Origin of the sequence: Brasilonema sennae CENA114 (genome assembly GCF_006968745.1) — a bacterium.
Taxonomy (GTDB): Bacteria; Cyanobacteriota; Cyanobacteriia; order Cyanobacteriales; family Nostocaceae; genus Brasilonema; species Brasilonema sennae.
The window spans coordinates 5,976,810-5,996,449 of sequence record NZ_CP030118.1; the positions used below are offsets into that span (position 1 = coordinate 5,976,810).

General features: G+C 41.3%; 21 protein-coding genes and 1 pseudogene. 7 read left to right on the top strand and 15 right to left on the bottom strand.

What is annotated here, in order from left to right; genetic code table 11:
* The first annotated feature begins 53 nt into the window (after positions 1–53).
* Positions 54–584, top strand: a complete 531-nt coding sequence (locus DP114_RS24995) for a hypothetical protein (protein WP_169268527.1) — start codon at positions 54–56, stop codon at positions 582–584.
* A 192-nt stretch (positions 585–776) separates the two neighbouring features.
* Here the strand turns inward: DP114_RS24995 and DP114_RS25000 are convergent, their stop codons facing one another.
* Positions 777–1,640, bottom strand: a complete 864-nt coding sequence (locus DP114_RS25000) for a hypothetical protein (RefSeq protein WP_169268526.1) — start codon at positions 1,638–1,640, stop codon at positions 777–779.
* Between the two features lie 206 nt (positions 1,641–1,846).
* On the opposite strand from DP114_RS25000, the gene purD reads away from it, so the two are divergent.
* Complete coding sequence (gene purD / locus DP114_RS25005; RefSeq protein ID WP_171977399.1) at positions 1,847–3,136, top strand: phosphoribosylamine--glycine ligase; 1,290 nt, start codon at positions 1,847–1,849, stop codon at positions 3,134–3,136.
* A 261-nt stretch (positions 3,137–3,397) separates the two neighbouring features.
* On the top strand, positions 3,398–5,317 hold the full coding sequence (gene nblS / locus DP114_RS25010) for a two-component system sensor histidine kinase NblS (protein WP_169268524.1): 1,920 nt from the start codon (positions 3,398–3,400) through the stop codon (positions 5,315–5,317).
* Between the two features lie 305 nt (positions 5,318–5,622).
* Here the strand turns inward: nblS and DP114_RS25015 are convergent, their stop codons facing one another.
* The 8 genes from DP114_RS25015 to DP114_RS35330 form a co-directional block, all read right to left on the bottom strand.
* The gene (locus DP114_RS25015; protein WP_171977400.1) at positions 5,623–6,798 is read right to left on the bottom strand and encodes a pyridoxal phosphate-dependent aminotransferase; all 1,176 of its coding nucleotides are present in this window, start codon (positions 6,796–6,798) and stop codon (positions 5,623–5,625) included.
* 563 nt (positions 6,799–7,361) lie between these two features.
* Positions 7,362–7,733 carry a zinc ribbon domain-containing protein gene (locus DP114_RS25020; protein ID WP_169263526.1) on the bottom strand — a complete coding sequence of 124 codons (372 nt, stop codon included), beginning with the start codon at positions 7,731–7,733 and terminating at the stop codon, positions 7,362–7,364.
* 95 nt (positions 7,734–7,828) lie between these two features.
* On the bottom strand, positions 7,829–8,272 hold the full coding sequence (locus tag DP114_RS25025; protein WP_171977401.1) for an HNH endonuclease: 444 nt from the start codon (positions 8,270–8,272) through the stop codon (positions 7,829–7,831).
* A gap of 9 nt (positions 8,273–8,281) precedes the next feature.
* Positions 8,282–8,536, bottom strand: coding sequence for a hypothetical protein (locus DP114_RS25030; protein WP_169263528.1), 255 nt, complete (start codon positions 8,534–8,536; stop codon positions 8,282–8,284).
* A gap of 32 nt (positions 8,537–8,568) precedes the next feature.
* On the bottom strand, positions 8,569–8,793 hold the full coding sequence (locus DP114_RS25035; RefSeq protein ID WP_169263529.1) for a type II toxin-antitoxin system HicB family antitoxin: 225 nt from the start codon (positions 8,791–8,793) through the stop codon (positions 8,569–8,571).
* Between the two features lie 157 nt (positions 8,794–8,950).
* On the bottom strand, positions 8,951–9,169 hold the full coding sequence (locus tag DP114_RS25040; protein ID WP_171977402.1) for a hypothetical protein: 219 nt from the start codon (positions 9,167–9,169) through the stop codon (positions 8,951–8,953).
* Between the two features lie 15 nt (positions 9,170–9,184).
* Complete coding sequence (locus DP114_RS35325) at positions 9,185–10,003, bottom strand: HEAT repeat domain-containing protein (RefSeq protein WP_246162747.1); 819 nt, start codon at positions 10,001–10,003, stop codon at positions 9,185–9,187.
* Positions 9,994–11,466, bottom strand: a complete 1,473-nt coding sequence (locus DP114_RS35330; RefSeq protein WP_246162749.1) for an NACHT domain-containing protein — start codon at positions 11,464–11,466, stop codon at positions 9,994–9,996. Before DP114_RS35330 ends, DP114_RS35325 begins: the two co-directional genes overlap by 10 nt.
* Positions 11,467–12,173: 707 nt before the next feature.
* Between DP114_RS35330 and DP114_RS25050 the strand changes: the two genes are divergently transcribed.
* Together DP114_RS25050 and DP114_RS25055 are read left to right on the top strand one after the other, a co-directional pair.
* The gene (locus DP114_RS25050; RefSeq protein ID WP_169263531.1) at positions 12,174–12,500 is read left to right on the top strand and encodes a phasin family protein; all 327 of its coding nucleotides are present in this window, start codon (positions 12,174–12,176) and stop codon (positions 12,498–12,500) included.
* 81 nt (positions 12,501–12,581) lie between these two features.
* Positions 12,582–13,106, top strand: a complete 525-nt coding sequence (locus DP114_RS25055) for an FKBP-type peptidyl-prolyl cis-trans isomerase (RefSeq protein WP_169263532.1) — start codon at positions 12,582–12,584, stop codon at positions 13,104–13,106.
* 158 nt (positions 13,107–13,264) lie between these two features.
* Here DP114_RS25055 and dnaB read toward each other — a convergent pair whose 3' ends face one another.
* Positions 13,265–14,620, bottom strand: a complete 1,356-nt coding sequence (gene dnaB / locus DP114_RS25060; protein ID WP_169263533.1) for a replicative DNA helicase — start codon at positions 14,618–14,620, stop codon at positions 13,265–13,267.
* 1,351 nt (positions 14,621–15,971) lie between these two features.
* Here dnaB and DP114_RS25065 point away from each other — a divergent pair.
* On the top strand, positions 15,972–16,565 hold the full coding sequence (locus DP114_RS25065; protein WP_172195297.1) for a KGK domain-containing protein: 594 nt from the start codon (positions 15,972–15,974) through the stop codon (positions 16,563–16,565).
* A 108-nt stretch (positions 16,566–16,673) separates the two neighbouring features.
* Here DP114_RS25065 and DP114_RS25070 read toward each other — a convergent pair whose 3' ends face one another.
* Together DP114_RS25070 and DP114_RS25075 are read right to left on the bottom strand one after the other, a co-directional pair.
* Positions 16,674–17,471, bottom strand: coding sequence for a YdcF family protein (locus DP114_RS25070; RefSeq protein WP_246162751.1), 798 nt, complete (start codon positions 17,469–17,471; stop codon positions 16,674–16,676).
* 105 nt (positions 17,472–17,576) lie between these two features.
* A pseudogene (locus DP114_RS25075) lies at positions 17,577–17,831 on the bottom strand (TOBE domain-containing protein); the annotation flags it as partial.
* A gap of 145 nt (positions 17,832–17,976) precedes the next feature.
* Here DP114_RS25075 and DP114_RS25080 point away from each other — a divergent pair.
* Complete coding sequence (locus tag DP114_RS25080; protein WP_171977404.1) at positions 17,977–18,246, top strand: glutaredoxin family protein; 270 nt, start codon at positions 17,977–17,979, stop codon at positions 18,244–18,246.
* 509 nt (positions 18,247–18,755) lie between these two features.
* Here the strand turns inward: DP114_RS25080 and DP114_RS25085 are convergent.
* The 3 genes from DP114_RS25085 to DP114_RS25095 form a co-directional block, all read right to left on the bottom strand.
* Positions 18,756–18,968: an MbtH family protein gene (locus DP114_RS25085; protein WP_169263535.1), complete on the bottom strand. Its 213-nt coding sequence runs from the start codon at positions 18,966–18,968 to the stop codon at positions 18,756–18,758.
* Between the two features lie 11 nt (positions 18,969–18,979).
* A complete protein-coding gene (locus tag DP114_RS25090; RefSeq protein WP_171977405.1) occupies positions 18,980–19,273 on the bottom strand; it encodes a hypothetical protein in 294 nt (97 codons plus the stop codon).
* Between the two features lie 74 nt (positions 19,274–19,347).
* Positions 19,348–19,617 (bottom strand): hypothetical protein, encoded by a 270-nt coding sequence (locus DP114_RS25095; protein WP_169263537.1) that lies wholly within the window; start codon positions 19,615–19,617, stop codon positions 19,348–19,350.
* Positions 19,618–19,640 lie beyond the last annotated feature (23 nt).

Here is a 19,640-nt window from a genome sequence, read left to right on the forward strand (position 1 = left end):
GACAAAACAGAAAAGTTTAAGTCATCTTTTTCAAGTAGACATTGCAATATGTTATGAAGTATACGAAATTCATGCAGCTAAAACAAGCAGTTACATTCTTGGTTGTGTTATTTGCATCATTTCTACTGGTTGTGGGATTTAGTACTGATGAGGTTAATGCTCAGCCCACTCAACGCTATCGTGAGCCGATCACGCAGCCAACAGATGGACCAGTGAGCGATGATCCTGCACCAAGCCCTACGCTACAGTCTGCACCTGTTACATATACTGCCACTATTCCTGCTAATGACAACTTGGGTTCCAAACTAAAGGTTTCATATACTGTACCAAAACTGAGTGTGAGCGGAAACATCAGTCTCCCTAATCCCTGCTGGGGTTTGCAGAGTGTATCAATTAGCTCAATTAGTGGAAATAAAGCTGAGGTAGTGTACAAAGTAAAAGAGCCAAATGTGGGAACATTTTGCTCTCAAGTAGTGAAGACTGTCGCGATTAACACTTCCAGCAAGGTCAGCTTGTCAGAAGATAAACTGAAGCAAGATGGCTTATCTTCTTTAGTAACTGCCAGAAGAGTTATAGTTCAGTAATTTAACAATATTAAAATTAATGTTACTCCGCTAATTATCATAGTGGAGTATTTTTTATCAAGAAAAATAGGTCTGACTCCTGTATATGTGGCTGATGGGCTTAAGTCCAACCTACCCAGTACATATCTAAAACAAATGGTTTCAAACCAAGGGTTTTCACCCTCTCATTCTGTTCTTGATAAATAGAACTCTCTATGCGCCACTAGCACTAGTCGTAGTCTTTACAACATCCCACTGTTGTATCAAAGTCATAACCCCAGTGCTGACATTTATGGTGTAGAGATTATTAGGTGTCACATATCGAGGGGCACCAAGGGCATATATTTGGTCTCCTGAAGCGCTGGCTAAGGTGCTAAAGCCACTATTCCAAACCTTACCATCAATTGTCAATTGCGCTCCTGGGCTTACTTGTCCTTTTGTCAAATCCAACTGCACCAAACTTGTATTACCTTGTTGCGTAAGATTTGTCGTATAAATTATTCCATTTGACTCTGCAACATTATCCAACTTCGACTGGGCTAGATTATCGAATCGCTCGCTAACAGGCAGTGTGATGTTATTAATAGTATTAATCGCTCCTGTATTAGCGTCGATATTAACTAGTGTGGATGACGTTTTGTCACTTCTGTGCGTTAGACCGACAAGCGAGCCATCATTAGTAACCAAGACATTTGCGAGGTTCTGGTCGTTTGCGAGTCCAGAGATAGGCGTGCTTGTTGGAGACTGACCTACAGTGACAGTCAATAACCGAGGGGAATTATTTCCTTTGGCGGCACTTTTGAGCGGGCTAATGCTTAGTACAAATTTGTTAGAACCTAAATAACTGATACTATTCAATTGTTCGCCAGACTGTATAGAAACACTAGTTAGCTCCTGAATTTGTTTAGTTGCTAAGTCTAAGGACTGTATGACAAGTTGTCCGGCTTTAGGAACGCGTACACCATAGATAATCGAGGATGTTTGTGCAACAGTTCTTTTGCCGAGATACCCAAGCCCAGCAAATGTTGCGGTTGCAATCACCAGCTGACCAAACTGTCGTCGTGTTAGCTTCAACATGTTTGTACTCTTGTTGACTAAATTTTATTATCCAAAGGTAGTCTGAGTGAATTGTATCAAAAATAACCAGTAATTGCAAAATCAATGATTCAGGATTTGTGCGCCCAATGTACTATGACTTGCACAATCATCAGAATTGGTGAAAAAATTGTACGGCGAGTCGCTCCGCTCGCATTCTCCCTTACAAAAAATCTTAGAGGATACCAGTGAAAGTTTTAGTTATAGGTAATGGAGGGCGGGAACACGCCTTAGCTTGGAAACTGTTACAATCAAAGCAAATTGAGCAAGTTGTGTGTGTGCCAGGAAACGGGGGTACAGCAAGTATGGAAGGTTGCCAAAACCTTTCTTTGGCAGTAGACGACTTTGAGGCGATCGCTCAATTTGCCAAAGACCAGAACATAACTCTTGTTGTGGTCGGACCAGAAGTACCTTTAGCAAAAGGCATTACGGATTATCTCAAATCTGTTGGTCTAATGGTTTTTGGTCCAACGAAAGCAGGTGCGCAAATTGAGGCAAGTAAGGCTTGGGCAAAAGCTTTGATGCAGGAAGCAGGAATTCCGACAGCACGGGCAGCGGTATTTACGGAAGCAGCCGCAGCGAAATCTTATGTAAAAGGTCAAGGAGCACCAATTGTTGTCAAAGCCGATGGTTTAGCGGCTGGTAAAGGTGTCATCGTTGCCCAAACAGTGGAACAGGCACATGCGGGGATTGATGCCATGTTTGGCGGAGAATTTGGCAGTGCAGGGAAATTTGTTGTTATTGAAGAGTGCTTGACAGGGCAAGAGGTTTCTGTTTTAGCGTTAACGGATGGGTTAACGATTCGTCCGTTACTGGCTGCTCAAGATCATAAGCGGATTGGTGAGGGCGATACAGGGGAAAATACTGGTGGTATGGGAGCGTATGCCCCAGCGCCGATCGCGACACCAGAGTTGATGGCAAAAGTTCAAAAGCAAGTTTTAGAAAAAGCGATCGCCATACTCAGGAAAAAAGGCATTGACTACCGAGGTGTGCTTTACGCTGGCTTAATGATAACTCCTAATGGCGATTTTAAGGTTTTGGAGTTTAACTGTCGCTTTGGCGATCCAGAAACGCAAGTTGTGTTACCTCTGTTGGAAACACCCCTAGAAGAATTAATTCTAGCTTGTGTTGAGCAACGTTTGGCTCAAATGCCACCCATCGCTTGGAAGCAAGGTGCAGCTGTCACAGTTGTTGCTGCTTCTGGTGGTTATCCTGGAGCATATGAGAAAGGAAAAGTCATTACTGGTATTCCGGAAGCACAAGCACTGGGAACCACTGTCTTTCATGCTGGGACAAAGGCATTCCCAGGCGGGAGCGAGAAAACGAGACAAGTGGTGACAGACGGAGGTCGGGTATTAAACATTACTGCAGTTGGAGAAAATTTTGAGCACGCGCTTACCCAAGCGTATGCTGGGACGCAGTGCATTCACTTTGAGGGAATGTATTACCGAAGAGACATTGGTCACCGAGTTAAATAAGACAAAGGGAGTGAGAGGAAAATATTTTCTCTCCCCGCAACCCAAGGGCAACCCAAGCGCTTCCTTCCTCTGCTTCTTTGCTCTTTGTTACGTGTTTGTCTAGAAACTGTTAATTTTTATTTATTGGGCTAGTTTCAATTCCTAACAGGGATGAACAAATAACTATCCCTTCCCTAACAAGTTAAACCTTGATAGGTCTTAGGTAAATCATATACTATCCTATGATCCTCATTGTCAGCACTATAATAACGATTTTTTAAGATGCTAACTGTTTTAAAAATAATCAAAGAAGCAATTGTCAATTGGTGGTTGGAGTTCACTCTCCAGACTAAACTTTTAGCAGCCGCTACTTTGGTAGTCTCTCTGGTGATGAGTGGTTTGACCTTCTGGGCTGTGAATACAATTCAGCTGGATGCACGTGTAAATGACACTCGCTTTGGTCGTGATCTTGGGCTGCTGCTGGCGGCTAACGTTGCTCCGCTCATTGCTAATGATAATCTCACTGAGGTGGCAGAATTTTCCCAACGCTTTTATAGCAGCACCTCTAGCGTGCGTTATATGCTTTATGCTGATGACACAGGGAATATTTATTTCGGTATTCCCTTTTGGCAACCGGAGGTGGGAACATCCCTTGCCATTGAACGGCGGATAGAACTGCCCGATGATTATGCTGCTGATGCCGAAAAGCCGATGGTGCGACAACATCGATCGCCAGACGGGGAAGTCACCGATGTGTTTGTTCCACTAACTGCGGATGGCAAATACTTGGGTGTGTTGGCAGTTGGGATCAACCCTAACTCAGCTGCAGTCATCTCATCAAATTTCACTCGTGATGTCACCATTGCTGTTTTTATCTCAATTTGGGTGATGGTGATTTTGGGAGGGGTGATTAATGCTTTGACAATCACCAAGCCGATAAAAGAGTTGCTGGTGGGGGTAAAACAAATTACTGCGGGGAATTTCAAACAGCAAATTGATTTACCACTAGGGGGCGAACTTGGGGAGTTAATTCTCAATTTTAATGAAATGGCAGAGCGCTTGGAGCGCTATGAAGAACAAAATATTGAGGAACTGACAGCGGAAAAAGCTAAGCTAGAAACGCTGGTTTCCACAATTGCTGACGGAGCCGTCTTGATTGATAATAGTATGCAGGTGATTTTAGCGAACCCCACAGCACAGAGAATTTTCGGCTGGGAAGAGGCTAAACTCGTAGGCGAAAATGTTTTACATCACTTGCCTGCAGCGGTAGGAATGCAAATTACCCGTCCCTTATATGAAATAGCAACCGGGGAATGCGAAAGTGCTGAATTCCGTATACCGCTGATTGAACCTATCAAGCGCACTGTCCGCATTCTGATGACAACAGTTCTTAACCAGCAAAGAGAGAGTGTTAAAGGTATTGCTATTACCGTACAAGATATCACCCGCGAGGTAGAACTTAACGAGGCAAAAAGTCAGTTTATCAGTAACATCTCCCACGAATTGCGAACGCCTTTATTTAACATCAAATCATTTATCGAGACTTTGCACGACTATGGGGAAGACTTGAGTACTGAACAAAAGAAAGAGTTTTTGGTCACTGTCAATCATGAAACCGATAGACTAACCCGCTTAGTTAACGATGTTTTGGATTTGTCAAAGCTAGAATCTGGTCGCAACTATCACTTGAAGGGGGTAGATTTGGCGCAGGCGATCGAGCAGACACTGCGTACTTACCAACTCAATGCTAGGGACAAAGGCATTGAATTAATTCAGGAAGTTGAGCCTCAATTGCCCCTCGTTGTCGGTCACTATGATTTATTGTTGCAGGTGTTGGCTAATTTGATTGGTAATGCCCTCAAGTTTACTAAAGCGGGTGGAAAAGTTGCCCTCCGCGCCCACCAACTTGAACCAAAGTCCAGTTCTCATCATCAAGTACCCAAAGTACGAGTGGAAATTTCTGATACTGGAATTGGCATTGGTCCAGAAGACCAAGAAGCCATTTTTGACCGTTTTGTCCGGGTTGAAAACCGAGTTCACACCCTAGAAGGCACAGGTTTGGGGCTATCTATTGTCAGGAATATTATAGAAAAGCATCAGACGAAAATTTATTTGGTGAGTGAAATTGGCATTGGTACTACTTTTTGGTTTGACTTGGCGGTGTTTGATGAACAAGCGCCTCATGTTCCGAAGTCATATTAAGCTTGGTACGTACCAGGCTTGATATTAAAGATGAAAGAAATACAATCGATAAAATCACCGGAATTTGGGAATTTTATCGATTGCGTTTGTTGAAAGCGCCTGAGGGGCGGCGATCGCAACCCGTTATGAATGAAAGAAACACCTTTTCCCTTACACCCAGGACTTACGCAAAATTATGAAAAAATAAACCGCAAAGGACGCAAAGAGCACGTATGCCTGCGGCACGGCTTTGCCGAACGCGTAGCGTGCGCCTTAGCGCATAGTTAAGAGGGTTTAAAAGAGTTTTTGCGTAAGTCCTAACACCCTTACACCCCTACACTTTTGTGTTTCTTCAGATGCAACCTTTGTTCAACTGCATCAAAGGTCTCGGTTTTTTTTGCAAAGGACCACCGGACTGTATTTCGCCCAAGTTCTGGTGTGGAATAAAAACTAGAACCTGGTACAACGGCTATTCCGACTTCCTCAACCAGGTATTTGGCAAATTCATAATCATCTGCATGAGCGCTGTATTGACTAAAATCACTCATTATGTAATAAGCACCTTGGGGTGGTTGTACGATAAATTGATATTCTTCCAGAATTTTGAGTATGCGATCGCGTCGGGTAGTATATGCTTGTTTTTGAGTCTCGAAGAACGACTCTGGCAATTTCAATCCAGCGACTGCAGCGTACTGGAAAGGGGCTGGTGCACAAATTGTTGTAAAGTCATGTAGCGTCCGAATCGCTGCACTTAAGTTAGTGGGGGCACAGACATAGCCAATCCGCCATCCTGTGATCGAGAAGGTTTTACTCAAACCACTAATAGTTAGAGTTTGCTCAAACATTCCATCAAGAGTTGCTAGAGGAATGTGTTGGTGTTCGTCGAAGGTGATGCGATCGTAAATTTCATCCGTAACAGCAACAACATTAAACTCTCGGCAAAGACTGGCTATAGAATTTAATTCTTCCCTTGTAAAAACACGTCCTGTAGGATTATGAGGTGTGTTAACAATGATCGCCTTGGTTTTGTGTGAAAAAGCAGCTCGTAGACGTTCTGGATCGAGTTGAAAAAAAGGCGGCTCTAATCTCACAAAAACTGGTTTAGCTTGTGCAAAATTAATGGCTGGGAGATAATTATCATGAAATGGTTCTATAACAATAACTTCATCACCCGGATTAACTAAGCTGAGCATTGCCAAGACAATACCTTCTGTGACGCCGCAAGTAACCGTAATTTGCTCCTCTGGGTCATAGTATAAATCGTACAAGTTTTGCAGATTATTTGAAATTGCTTGGCGAAGCTCTGGAATTCCCCAGGTGTTTGTGTATTGATTATGACCTTCTTCCATCGCCACAGATGCAGCCCGAATCAGTTCAGGAGGGGAGGGGAAATCAGGCAATCCTTGAGCCATGTTGATGGCTTTATGCTTGATTGCAAGCCTTGTCATTTCACGAATAACAGAGGGATGAAATTCTTGTAATCGCTTAGCAGATGGATACATTTATTCTCCTGTCGCTGGTATAAACTGTTGTTTTTAAAAATGTAAAGTTCACTATTAACGATATGTCATAAATGAAATTTTATTTGACTTATGCACTTATGAATGTTGTTAAAACTTACGCATATAGCAATCCTAAATGATTTATGAAAAATCTTAAGTATTGTAGGGTGGGCAGTGCTTACCGTATTTTGCTGACTACATCCGGGTTTTGCTAAGCACTGCCCAACGCCAGATACCTACGGAGGGAAACCCTCTCCGTTTGCGTAGCGCCCCCTATGCCTGCGGCACGGCTACGCCTATCGGGGCTAGTTGCACGCCAGTCCCCTCAACGGGGGGAACCCTCCGCAGTCGCCACAACGGTCAAAGCTCGCCGGGGGAAGCTTCCCCCGGCAGACTTTGGGGGAACCCCCGCAAGGCGCTGCTCTCCGCACGGGGCTGGCTCCACAACGGGGGGAACCCCCGCAAGGCACTTCTCTCTGCAGTAATGGCTCCCCTACGTGTCTTATGAATGTTGTTAAAACTTACGCATTGACAAAGTAGGCAAGCTGAAATACAGCCTTGCTTTATGATGTAGACAGAGCAATAATTAAACAGACGAATAACAGAGCCAGCAGCAAAAGTAAAGCTTGATTGCGTTTGATCCAATTTTTCACAGTTGCACCAAAGCTGTTGGCGTAACGCTGCTGCTGCAAGTATTGCTTACTCTCCTCAATATTTTCGTAGAGAATGCATTCTTTGGCAAAAGGACGCTGGGGAAAATTGCAAGTATCGTCAGCGTGGTAAGTGCAGCTGTCGCAGAGATACTCCTTCCCTGTGGCGCGATGTAGAGGAATGCCGGGATGTCCATAAGCTTTCAACTGAGTGCCACAATGAGGACAGGTGACAGCTTGGGAATTCACGGGTTGATGACAGCGAGGGCAAGTTGCAGTGTCCACAAGCGTAGCCTTAAAGAGCAAACATTCTGATTCTAGCTATTTCCTCATATGCATGGGAACAAAATACTGATCGATTTGTTTTCAAGATTCATTCTCTACTTTGTCATCCGTCGTAAAGCCGATGCTGAGGGATACTTACCAGCTTCTACCAAGGCTTGCCGCTCTGGAATTCGTTCATTACTGTTAAAATCTAGAATGCGTACTGTCACTTCTCCAATATCTGTCAGCGGTTGAATCACAGCTTGATCTAGTCGAAAGTGTTCTCCCCAAAAATCTCTACGTGGGTTGAAAAACCGGACGAGTTCTCCAGTACGCCAATTAATCGATCCCAAATCAGTTCCTTTTTGAAGATTGCAGAAAACACAGGCGTAGCAGAGATTATCCTCTGTTGTGGCTCCACCATGTTTGACGCTAATAATATGATCAACTTGACAACCAGAAGATCTATCTACTTCTGTAATCAGGCAGTATTCACAGATGTAGTCAGCACGAGCTGCAACTAAACGCCTAAGTTCTAAATTAACGTAAGGACGAGACATTTTGAATATTTACTCAGCACTAATATACTTATAAGCCCGTGCTTTTGCTAGTGTCATTATATGCTCTAGCGTTAAGAAATGATCTAATTCTCTCTTTTCCTCTGGTGTTAGTTCACCCATTTTGTGTCCGTACACCAAGTCTTCCAAACGCTCTTTTGCTGAATCTGAAAGTTGAAAATTGACGACAGTTTGCGGAGTGGTTCCAGCGGCAATGAAGTCTATAATTTCGTCGTAAACTTTTGTTGTTTGGGTAGGCGTATTCATAGCGCGTGTTTCTCGTTTTTATTATTGTACTTCTATGCTACTTTCCAGGATTTTGCTAGCGTTTGAGGTTCTGGCAGAGGTTCACCAATTTCTAAGGATGTCTCAATTAACATCTCTATCACTTCTTGAGCATTCTTGAGCGCTTCTTCGTAAGTATCTCCGTGAGTGCAAGGCTGCATGACATCAGTAAACTCAGGTAAGAAAACCACATAACATTGGTCTTCTTCTGACCATTGAATGATGATTGTATATTTCATATTTCTTCATATACATTGAATATCAAGTTCTGATGATGACTTATAATTCTCGTTTTACCTCACCCCGCCCTATGCCTAACGGCACGCTACGCTATCGGGCACCCCTCTCCTTATTAAGGAGAGGGGATGGGGGTGAGGTTGTTTTCACTTGATATAATTAGATTATTCTCCAATTTTTTACACGACCTTCAGCAATATCTTTTTTACCCCTCTCAAAAGATTCTATAAAACCTGGAATATCGAGTAATTCTTGGGTTGCGTCTTCAGTCTCTTTGTCTGCTAGGTAACCTAGAAAATCAGCAACCAGTTCTAAGCGTTCTGAAGATAATCCATCAAGATATTGGTTGATTTTCTCACGAATTGTAGTATTGTTCATATTTTTATCGCTCTTCTACTTCTCTAATTCTGCCAACTTCTTCTGAACATACTCCCGCACTTGCTCATCCGGATCATTCTCTGCTCTGTCGCGTAACAGTGGTAAAGTTTGGGGATGGTGAGGATGTTGTTTGATAATTATCTCAAGTGCTGTTTGCCGGGGGTTGGTTTGCCAGGTTGTCCAACGCTCAAAAGAGTCATTGATGGCGCGATCGCACAGAAATTCCAACATCCAAGGCTCATCTTTCCACCCCCAGGCTATCTGTTGCAATGATACCCGTCGCACAGACCAGTCGTAATCAATCTGAGCACAGATTTTAAGGATGCGTAAGGTTTCAGGCTCATCTTTCCACCCCCTAGCTAATGCTTGCACTGCCCCAAATCGCACAGCCGGATCAGGACACTCAGAGCAGGTTTTGAGCCATGCTAAAGTTTCTGAGTCATCTTTCCACGCCCTAGCTAACTCTTGTACCGCTGCTTGTTGTATATCCCAATTCCCATAAAAATGAGCGAGGGTTTTGAGCCATGCTAAAGTTTCGGGGTCATCTTTCCAAGTTATTGCTATTGCTGCAACAGATTGAGTACGAATTTCACGAATTAGCTCGAATTGCTTACCTGAAGCCTGATATTCATCTCCATATCTAAGTAAGTTTTCCAGGTAATTGCGTAATTGATTAGCGACTTCCGCGATCGCCGTCCTATTCCTCACGTCAGAAAGACACTTAGCCGCCAAAAACAAGTTGCTAAATTTCTCTGACTCACCATTTTGCGCCATTAAATATTCCAAAATTTCGCCAACAAATTTTGGCTCAATCATTCCTGCAATCAGCCGCAAAACTTCATGCCAAGTTTCATCCTGCCAGTGTTTGCCAAAAACTTCACTCTTAAGTTCTTCAATCGGTTGATGAAATCCTGAATTTGTTTTGGTTCCAAATCTTGCAGCATGAAATGCTTAAACTCAGCATCTCGCAGCCGTTGCGCTTTATATCCAATCACGCGAGAAGTCACAATCACCTGCACATTGGGATACTCATTTGTGAAGCGGTGAATATCTGTGATAACATCTTCTCGCCTACCAGGATCAAAAACTTCATCCAAACCATCAAACATGACTAAGGCGTTACCAGCCTTGAGTTGTTCTTGCAATTTATGTTGGTTGAGGTGGGCGATCGCACCGCTACATTTATGAAAAAATTCCAGAAAATTACTACATTCTTTATCTTCTCGTCGCCGCATATAAGTGCGTAACTCAATCAGCAAGGGAATCGGTGGAGGATTTTCTATCTTATGAAGTCTATCAAGAGTTTTTTCTACCCAATCTAACGCCAGGTATTGCAATAATGTAGATTTTCCTGAACCTGGATCACCTAAAATTACAATTTTTAACCCCCCATTTCCCCCCTTGCTAAGGGGGGATAAAGGGGGGTGCTTGTCTTCAACAATCTTTTTAACTGAACCTACTGGCTGTTCTAAATAAACTCGCTTGTGATGTTCTAATTCTTCTAATGCAATTTCTTCTGCTTCGAGTTCGTTCTTTTCTCGCAATCGTCGGAGATGTTGTTTGGGGAGTTCGTGGACTTGTGGTAAAACTTGGTGAACTTCCCGCACGTTTTGAGGAATAAAGATTCGCCATAGCCGCAATTCATTATAGGCGTAACCGCTGGTATCTATACTATCTAGTTTTAGATTGGCGTAGGACTCGCGAATTGCTTCTTGATATTGTTTTAAATTAAAGTCGGGGATAATTCCGGCAGTCTCTGTTGTGTTTTCTGCGATTTTTTCAATATTTTGGGAATCCAGAATCGCTCTCAGTTCAGATGAGTCCTGAATAATTGCTTTAACTTTTTTTACGTAACGCTTACCAAGCTTTGTCCAATCAAATTCGCTTGGCAAAGCTAACAAATTCTGTTCGTTCCAAATCTTTTTTAACTTTATTGTATTTAGAGCATGACATTCATCATGAAAAGGAGTTCCCAGTATTTCTTTAACTTTTTTCTCATTCAGGAATTTTTGTAGCGGTTTGTTATAATCCCTAACTTGGTTATCAGGAATGTCAGCATCTTGTAACTCTTGCTGCACGAGTGACAAAAACTCTTTAAGTGCTTTCCCAGCAGCAATATCTATTTCTTCTTTTTTTAGTTTCTCTAAAATCTGGCTGGGGATAGCTTTCAATACATCTTTGAGTATATCTTTTAATAAATCTTTGCCTACATCTTGGGCAAATTGTTTCATCACTGGTTGGAAGAGGAACCCAACAGCAGTACTAACTCCCCAAGCGGTTAAAAAGTCTATAGGCATAATACTCGTGTTTGTTCAGTTATTGATTAAGAATATATACACCTGATTGAGTCATGTTTCCTGATTGTCACGTAATTTTTAGCAATAGGACAACCTTAGGCGCATTTAGTAAAACAAATGTCAATAGTCTAAACATATTATTTGACGCAGGTTCTCGTCCGCCTAGGACTGTAAGTCCCAGGCTCATAGGCGAAGTCCATTAAAATGGACTAAGAGTGGAACTGATTTTTGAGTAAATTTAAACACTACTTCATATAAGCATTAATGGTCTACTCGTAATGACGTAAGACATCAGTTAAAACAGACTGGGTAGTCTTTGAGTCCGTTTTAACGGACTTTGACTATAAGCCTTGAACTTGAGTTCAAGGCGTACTAATCGGTGAGATGCAAAATTTGAGTTAACCAAGAGTCTGCGGATCTATCCCTAACTCACGCAATTTATCTGCCAGCCTTCGTGCTTGTTGTTCTGCTGCTTTTATCCGTTCTTCTGGCGTGGGATGCGGAAATTTCCGCACTTGAAACTTACTTGAGTGTTTGTTGGGGCGGAACTTTCACCTTCAGTTGTTCGATTATCACACATTTGATCCTTTGTGTGTGTTTGTCAGAATAGAGGTGTAGTCTATATTAATTATCCTTGCACCATAGGTCTATAAGGTAGATTTATGATAAAGGGGCGTTTGATTTGAAAAAAGTGATAGAAAGGAATTATGGACAGCAACAACAACTGGATGAAGCAGTTATTTACGATAGGTCTTGGAACAACGTCCTTGGTAGCAGACAAACTGCGGGAAGCGAGTGACCAACTTGTTAAGGATGGTAAGCTCGATCCTGAGCAAGCGAAGGCGGTTATGGATGACATGGTACAGCAGTTGAAGTCGGAGCAGGGAAATTTGGAGGGAACTATGCAACGACAACTGCGAAATATGCTACAGGACTTGGGGGTACCTCGTCAGTCGGAAATGGACGAACTGCGTGGTAGAATTGACCGTTTAGAGCGTCAAATGCGTGATTTAGAAAATAAGCTTTGGCGTTAAGGGTCGCTTTGTGGTTTACACTAAATTTTGTCCTACTGGTTATCCTAAAGTACCCAGAATACTGAGTAAGGAGGATTAATTTTGAAAGCGATTTTACTCAGCGTGGGTTTCATGCTGGTTTGTGTTTTGGCTCTGGTATTTGCGCAAATAAGCGGTAACAAACAAGATACCGCTGTTGCTAGCCAGTTGGTTGAAACAACACAAGCACCCATCCAGGTACAAGAAAACAATACCCTTATTGCGAGTAAAAATATGTCTGATGATAATGTCGTCACCACGCCCTCTGGACTTAAGTACACTGAGTTAAAACAAGGGACTGGCGCGACTCCTAAAAAAGGACAAACGGTTGTGGTTCACTACACCGGGACTTTAGAAGATGGTACCAAGTTCGATAGTTCACGCGATCGCGGTCAACCCTTTAGTTTTAAACTTGGTGTTGGACAAGTGATCAAAGGCTGGGACGAAGGACTGAGTACTATGAAAGTAGGCGATCGTCGTAAATTAATCATACCTTCTGATTTGGGTTATGGCGCTCGTGGTGCAGGTGGTGTTATTCCACCCAACGCTACTTTGATTTTTGATGTGGAGTTGCTGAAAATTCAGTAATGACTCATCGTTAGTAGTTTGTTGTTAGTTATTATCATAACTATTAATAACTTGCCACGAACTACTAATTCATTTTCAATAATCAGTTATCAGTCATCAATTGCTTGATAACTGTTAAGCGTTCCCTGTTCCCTGTTAAGCGTTCCCTGTTCCCTGATTTAATAATTATTCGGTCTGGCAAAATTTTTAAACTTCGTCAATTGTGGATCAAACAAGAGTTTAACAGTACCTGTTGGACCATTACGGTGCTTAGCTATGATCACCTCAGCAATTCCTCTATCTGGGCTATCGCTGTTATAGTAATCGTCTCTGTACAACATAATAACTAAATCCGCATCTTGCTCAATACTTCCACTTTCTCTCAAATCAGATAACATGGGACGCTTGTTCGTACGTGATTCTACTCCTCGACTCAACTGAGATAAAGCAATCACTGGAACACTTAATTCACGCGCTAAACCTTTAAGACTTCGGGTAATTTTTGATAGTTCTTGCACGCGGTTATCGCCCCCTCCTTCCATTAATTGCAAGTAATCTATAATAATTAGTCCTACTTCTGTATTTAATTCTGTTTGCAAACGCCGCGCTTGACTTCGCATTTCTGTAACTGTAATATTTGGCGTATCATCAATATGAATTGGCATATCAGAGAGCATACCAATCGCACGACTTAAAGGTTCCCATTGAGTTTGGCTAATGCGTCCACTCCGCAAATAACTCGTTTCAATTCCCGCCTCACTTGCTAGCAACCGCTGCGCCAGTTGTTCTTTTGACATTTCTAAGCTGAAGATAGCAACTGGTAATTTATATGAAGCAGCAATGTTATGAGCAAGATTGAGACAGAAAGCGGTTTTTCCCATTGAAGGACGACCAGCAACAATAATCAAATCAGAACGTTGAAAACCGCTAGTCATACCGTCTAAATCATAAAAGCCGCAAGGTATTCCCGGTAGGGCGATACCTTGATGGCGAGTTTCAATATCTTGGAAAGTATTAATCAGGGTGTTAGAAATGTGAACCAGACCGACTTGGGGACGTTCTTGAGTGATACCAAAGACTTTTTGTTCTGCTTGATCTAAAACAGTTGGTAACTCAGTTTCTGTCTGATAACCTAGATGCACAATTTCATTTCCAGCTTTAATTAATCGACGCCGCAGGTATTTTTCCATAATTAAATCTGCTAAGGCATCGATATTAACGGCTGACACTGTACGATCTACTAGTGAAACTAATTTATTTCTACCGCCAACACGGCTTAGCATATCGTGGTCGTTTAGCCAATTTATGACTGCAAGCAAGTCTGTAGGTTTACCTTGAGTGTGTAACCTGACAGCGGCGTGATAGATATCTTTATGAGCGTTCAGATAAAAGGCTTCTGGAATCAGGCGATCGCTCACTCTACTTATCGCTTCCGGATCTAGCAAAATCCCCCCCAATATTGCTTCTTCCGCCTCAATGTTTTGGGGAGGGAGGCGATCCATACCATGACCTTGAAAGTTAAGTTCTTCAGACATAAATAATAAGTAGAAATTTTAGATTTGATATTATTTTTAAATTTTTCATCTTATAAAGTAAAATATACATTTTTAATATGTGTCCTGTTTGAATCGTTTCCACCCGTTGAGATGAATAACTGATATAAAAGTAAATATTCCATACGTGGGGTTCGTTAATGTAGTGTAACGCACCATGTTAGCAGTGTGTGGAGATAGCAAAATTAACATAATTTAAAATATGCTCAGAAGATGTTTGGAAAGTCTTAAGGAGTAGACAAATTGTCGTATATCCACTCTAAACCTCCTCAAAAGGGGAGCGTAAGCAGTACGGTTTGGTTAAGGGGTAAAGGTGCTTCCTTCTTGTTTTAACCCTTGCTTTTTAACTTTTTCCCAACGAGCGGAGCGTGAATTAAGTTGTGCTTATCCAAACCGTGTTGGGAGCGTAAACGCCGTTCGAGGTTCCCTGGTTGAGTGCGACTGGCGTCAACAACGCCTCAATCTGTGCATGTGGCGTCCCGTCATAGCCTTTGTTGATTTAGGGGAATATTGAAGGTCCAGGTATGAAAACAATACTTCTAAAACATCCTCTGAGAGTGAATATAGCGCTTCTGGTGTTGAGTGCCGTAACACGTGCTGTAGTGAAAGTACATGCACTTTCACATTATGTAATTCAAATGAGAAGCGCTATATTTTCATCAGTTATCAAAGAATCATATATTAAATTAATATTAAATCTTAAATAATAAGATAGCAATTAGCTTCATTTATACTTGTGTCATTTTTTGTTTAAACTAGACCTATCATTTTTAGCTAGTAAATACACGGTATTTCTTATAAAGAGTTATTAAACTATACAAAAAAATACAATCATTTTTTTGTGTGAATATTGAATCCAAAATGATTACTACTTCAGTCTTAAGCTTTTCAATAAATTTTTGAGTATATATGACAACTTTTACAATATAAACGGTCATGATATTTTCATCATACTAAACTAGTGTCTTTTTTTACTTTTTGTGTTATAATATATCTCTATAACAAGACCTGAATTGAGTTAAATAGTGTAGTAGTATTTTAAAAAATGTAGTTTTAAAGACGCAATTTACGCAGATAAATAAAGTAAATTAATTGTCTATCTTTGTCTGTCTATCTTACGCGACTTTACCCTGGCTTGCGAGAAGCTGCGCTTCTCATGCTACAGCCCTATGACTGTTCTTTTAGTCACCAACAGGTGGTAAATCCGTTAAGGAAGGCTGTCTCACCGCCTTTTAAGTATATAAAATGTATTTTATTTGACATCAGTCAAATTTGTGGCAAGGATTGTAAGAGAATCTCAAGAATTCGGGATTAGTAAGGGGGTTTTTTTAACATGTTGAGTAACCAATTTCAACGATTGGAGCAAGAGGATGATATTCTTTTTTTAGGAGATCAAATTTTTAATGCAGTTCAAATAGTTAAGAAATTCCTTGAATATTTTGAGCCAAAGGGAAATGATTTAAATTTTTCTTGTCAAGACAAGTTTGTTAAAAAATATTTCAAAAAGAGAAATGTAACAGGTATATTTAATCGAGTTGAGTGGGAATTTTACCTGAGATCAGAAATACAATGTGAACTGCTTCTTCCCAATAAAAATCGTAGACAAAAAGGGAAACTTGAAATTAGGGTTACTTTAGAATTTTCTTCATTAAACAAACAATTCTCATCTGTCAATGATGGTGGAAGCCTATCTCATTCTCTATCAATCACAGATAGTAAGACTTCAAAAGATTTTGAGATAAAAGTTTCGTTAGATTTCTATCCTGAGGAAAGATTGCTAGAGGAAATTTCTCACCAAGAAAAAACCACAGAGTCAGGATTGAGAAAATGGCCTAGGGAGACGCTGCGCGTAAGTCCTTTTGAGATAGATGCTCGTAAAAAAGGTATACACGAATACGGTATACACGAATACCTAGCGTCTCTCTAGGAGATGCAAAAGGACTTTTATACAACTGGTTTAGCCATAGTTGTGCTTAAAGAGGATAACTGATATTCTGTTATCCTCGATATGCTGTTTTTATAGGTCAAAATTTGCCTAATTCTTGAGCTTAGCAACGGGTGGATTTTTCTGTTGAGGTAAGTTGTGTTTCAGAAAGTCCCCTCGCAAACCGTAGCTAACTAATCCCATATACTCATAAAACATGAGCATTGCTTTTTTACTCGCAGTAAATTGCGATGGTATGGGAGTTGTATGGGACATGACTTCAAACCCTACACTTTTAAAAGTCAATAGCGAGCGCACCATATGAGGAGAATCTGTGACTAGCAGAATTTGCTTGATTCCGCGTGGTTGCAGGATAGATGCGGTGAACAGTGCGTTTTCCTTGGTGGTTTGAGAACAGTGTTCTTCGCCCAATGCAGCATCAGGAATACCTTTTGCTTTGAGTTGTTGGACAATTTCCGAACCATCTCCTAAACCACTGGCAAAAATGAATGGTGCCCGATGATTCCTCCAAAGTTCAGCTGCAACCTCAACCCTTGAATCTCTAAATGGTACGCCCCGTCCGAGTACAACAATTGCATCTGCACTTGTACCAGGATCAGGGGGAATAAAAGTAACTAATCCTTTTTTTGCGACAGCGATGGTGAGTGGGAAAGTGGCAGAAAAGTAAACCACGAGTAACACAGTTCCCAAACCACTCCAAAAACGTTTCCAGCGCAGGCGTGGAATCATCCAAGGTAAAAAGACTAAAGTCAAGAGTGGCAATACAATAAATATTGGTGTCATTAGCCAGTGGGAGAGCGTTGATTTCAAGACAAGCCACTGACTAACTGAGCGATTGCACAAAGTACCCACCCCAAACATGTGAACACACAAAGCTTGGATAACCATTGAAGTGAACTCCACATACTGTAAAGGCACTTCTTGTCATCGTAGCTAAATCTTCATTTCATGAACTGTTAATTATGAACGCCTGCGTTTAGGGTAGTTAACAGTCTAAATCGAATAATAGAGTGGGAACGATTTTGCATCCTTCGGCTTTACATACACTCGCTGTTGCGCTTCCAACTTTAACTCGTCAAACCCTTCCCGCGTCAAATGAGCTATAACCATTTGCCCATCATCCAAAGTCAACTGTGCTTGCACTTGCCAACCCAAATGTATCAACCTACTAACAGTAGCTGATACTGTAGAATCGTTGGCGATCATTTCCACAATCACATCTTGCGGACGCAAAAATATTTCTGAATGTTAGGTGCCATATAATATCGTATCAGTTGCTGCCCGTAAGAAAGTTGTAGAACTTCTGGTTCTTCCACCTTCGACTTATAAGTCCCCCTATGTCCAGAGGAAATATCACAGATGCAGTTAAACACGTCTATTTTGGTTGAAGCAAATGCGAATCATCTTATATAGCAAGCCCGGTTGTCATTTGTGTGAGGGTTTGCAGGAAAAACTAGAACAGATACAAAACCTCAAGTTTGAGCTAGAAATCCGGGATATTACGACTCGTGAAGATTGGTTTCAAGCTTACCAATACCAGGTGCCAGTGCTTTTTTTAGCAAACGCTAGAAGTACAGAAGGCACACAGGAGCTACCTTTGCCTCGTCCCTCTCCTAGGGCAACAGTACAACAATTGGAAAATATGCTTCAGAAGTATTTATAACTAAGGTGTAGGCGAATATACTATACCCTAAACCGCTCTTTGTCGTTTCAATTTCTTCTTACCCAAAGGGTTGGGATGAACCCGGACAAAAACGGACAACCTTCTACAAAATCCTCACTAAAAACGACGAACTTGGAGCATTTTGAGGCGGTTATTGACGATATTTTCAACAATAGAACAGATCAACCGCCTCAAAATGCTAAGGTTGTCCGTTTTTGTCTAGGAAAAATGTAGCGGCAACATGGTGTTATTTTTACATTAAAAAGCGCTTGATAATTTTTTTAGCTCAAGCGCTTTTTTGTATAATTGTATACCAATTCACTTTTTGTGCAACATTTGAAACTCGCAACACTCTGCTGGTGAGACAAATTGCGAATATAACTTGTGCCAAACATATTGTGAAATGGTATCACTCCTTGCATTAATAAAGATTAAACTCATACCATGAAACGCGGAATTAGATGAGTGACAGTTTATCAACTGACCCTAGTAGATAAGTAGTTAATTTATCAAACTTCCTCCATCTTCTTGCGGAGACTGAGCGGTCTCATGTCAGTCCAAACTTCTTTGATGTAATCTAGACATTCTTGTTTGGGGCCACTTTTTCCAGCATCTTTCCAACCAAGTGCGTTGTCCCGGTCGGCGGGCCAAATAGAATACTGTTCTTCGTGATTGACTACAACTTTGTAAATTGTTGTGTCGTCTTTATCATCTTGATACATTTTTATCTCCGTTAATTTTGGTAAACTGGAATCTCGAACAAAAGTGTATTTTTACAAAACTCTTGCCATTCTGTTGTTACATTGTCGAAAATGATATTTTCGTCCTTGAAAATACCATGTGTGACGACATAGTTTTCTTGCAGATAAAGAAAGTCATCATCGGTTAGTTCTCTATTGATTTCGACTTCCTGACCATCGACTTGTTGCTTTTCTTTTCTTGTATTTTCTGAATGCTCAATCCACTGATTGAACTGACGTAATTTTTTTAGAGAGTAAGCTTTGCAGTATTTTCCCATTGTTGCCATAGTTTTACCTTCTTTTTATCCAGTTAATTAGCATTAGTAGATTTATTCGTGCGAAGTGTTACTCTGTGGGTTAATTATACACTTGCAGCAGGCTGCAAAAATGCCATCAGGAGCGATCGCCACCAGATCCAAATGAGTCTGTATGTGTAGTGACTCCGCAGGTATTTGTAATGTTGGACTGTTAAGTTATGGTGATTCCAGGCGTCGATAAACGACTGTTTGTGCATCTCTACCCATGCTTCGGCATCTTGTTGAGGTTTAACTTGGCGGAGGATAAAATTTGCTGGTAACTGCGCTTCTGGAATGGGTTTTTTTCCGCAATTGTAAATCAGTTTCGCTTTCATCAAAGCGAATTGTTAGACTAATC